This window comes from Nitrosomonas sp. Nm58, assembly GCF_900107335.1.
Taxonomy (GTDB): domain Bacteria; phylum Pseudomonadota; class Gammaproteobacteria; order Burkholderiales; family Nitrosomonadaceae; genus Nitrosomonas.
Genome location: NZ_FNPQ01000115.1, coordinates 1 through 1,347, shown reverse-complemented (window position 1 = coordinate 1,347; position 1,347 = coordinate 1). Strand labels below are relative to the sequence as shown.

General features: G+C 50.0%; 1 protein-coding gene. It reads right to left on the bottom strand.

The window, feature by feature from the left end; genetic code table 11:
- Positions 1-195 precede the first annotated feature (195 nt).
- Positions 196-1,284 (bottom strand): IS5 family transposase, encoded by a 1,089-nt coding sequence (locus BLW34_RS15285; protein WP_090581406.1) that lies wholly within the window; start codon positions 1,282-1,284, stop codon positions 196-198.
- Positions 1,285-1,347: the final 63 nt, after the last annotated feature.

The following is a 1,347-nucleotide window of genomic DNA, read 5'->3' as shown; positions in this document are numbered from 1 at the left end:
TAGCAGGCCGTTGAAAAATACGGCACTTTCAGTCTGAGATTCTGTTTTTAAAGGACCGCAAGTATTTCGATTGTTTTTTGAAGCTATTTTTTTCTAAAGTTGCTCATATTTTGGGCAGTTTCTGTTCAAATTTTCGATAATTCCTGACTTTTTACCCTTATCCGCATACTTTCTGCGGATTCTGGACGTACTGTCTCAGGTGTGAGAACCCGACCACCAACCCGTCAGACTCCCGATGCGTACCAAATTATAAACGGCTGCAACGAACCTGAATTGCCCGCTGATTTTTTCTTGCCCGATCAGTTTCAGCTTGCGCATCCCACCTACCGTCTTCATCCAACCAAATATTTCTTCGATTCGCTTGCGCGTCTTCAGGCTGATCGCATAACCTTCGCTTTGACAAATATCACCCGGTACCGCACTACCTGTGCGCTTGGCAGCCACGTGGGGGATGATGCCCAATTCCTGTACTGCCTTGATGTGCGCATCCGTATCATAGCCGCGATCTTCTCCTACTGTGGCTCCTGATTGAACGTTGACTTGCAGCAGCTTGAGCGATTCTTCCCGCTCGGCTGTCCCCGTCGCCGCTGATACGCTTACGTCCACCACCAGACCATTACGATTCTCCATCAGTACATGGCCCAGGTAGCAGAGACGGCTGGCATCGCCGTCACTCTTGCGTGCCAGGCGTGCACCAGCATCCGTGGTGGATTCATGGGTGGCATTGCTGCGCTTTTCTCCCTTGAAGTCACGACTTGGGTTGCGCGTGCCGTCATCCGGCGGATTGCTGCCACCCTCCTTACGCACAAAGCTTTTATGCGATGCCCAAACCTCCAGCAGTGTGCCGTCAATACTGAAATGCTCGTCACTGCTCAACTCCGGCCACGATGCCAGTTCCTTGACTCCCGTGAAAAAATGCCCAGCCATCTCGTTGTCCAACAGACGATCGCGGTTCTGCGTAAAAGTGCTGTGATCCCATACTGTCTCGTCTATATCCAGCCCAACAAACCACCGGTACAGCAGGTTATATTCAATGTGCTCAACCAGTTGCCGCTCAGAGCGAATCGTAAACAACACCTGTAGTAGTGAGGCTCTCAACAACCGTTCCGGCGGGATCGAGGGGCGACCTTCTTGCGAGTAAACAGCATCAAATTGCTGATCCATCCCCTTCAGTATGCTATCTACTAACACCTTCAGTGGCCTTAATGAATGATGGGCAGGAATTCGTTCTTCCAGGTTGATATAGCTGAAAAGCTGCTGTTGAGAAGGTTCAAGGCCGCGCATAAGTTAAAATATAGTGTCGTTTCTTAAAATTCTAACGCAGTTAGTAGGTTTTTCAACGGCCTG